Here is a 397-nt window from a genome sequence, read left to right as displayed (position 1 = left end):
CTATCCATCGACATCACCTACGATATGAATCATGGAAACCATGATACGCACGGATAAGTGGCCCCTGCAAGCCACCTCGTATCAGCGGCATCTGATGCGGCTGACGCTGGCGGAATACCGTCAGTTTTGCCGTGCGCTCTCGATCGTGGTGTTGAATAACTGGCCGGAACTCCACGCGGCGCCCAGCTTTGCCGCCGCCGTCGAACGGCTCATCCATCCCACGAAGCTGCACCCAAACCCGCGTCATCACTATTTCGCCAAGCGCTTCTACAAGTTCCCGTCCTATTTACGCCGCGCCGCCATCGAGTTCGTCAAGGGCCAGGTGTCGAGCTACCTGAGCCGCTATCAAGCCTGGCAAGGCGGCGAGCGTAAACACCGCCAAGCCCGTCCGCCACGA

At 59.4% G+C, this 397-nt stretch carries 1 pseudogene; it reads left to right on the top strand.

Annotated features, from left to right (window positions below):
* Positions 1-31 precede the first annotated feature (31 nt).
* A pseudogene (locus HW932_RS21555) lies at positions 32-397 on the top strand (IS200/IS605 family accessory protein TnpB-related protein); the annotation flags it as partial.

Source organism: Allochromatium humboldtianum (assembly GCF_013385175.1).
Lineage (GTDB): Bacteria > Pseudomonadota > Gammaproteobacteria > Chromatiales > Chromatiaceae > Thermochromatium > Thermochromatium humboldtianum.
Note: the sequence above shows the minus strand (reverse complement) of the source record. Positions and strands in the feature narration are given on the sequence as shown.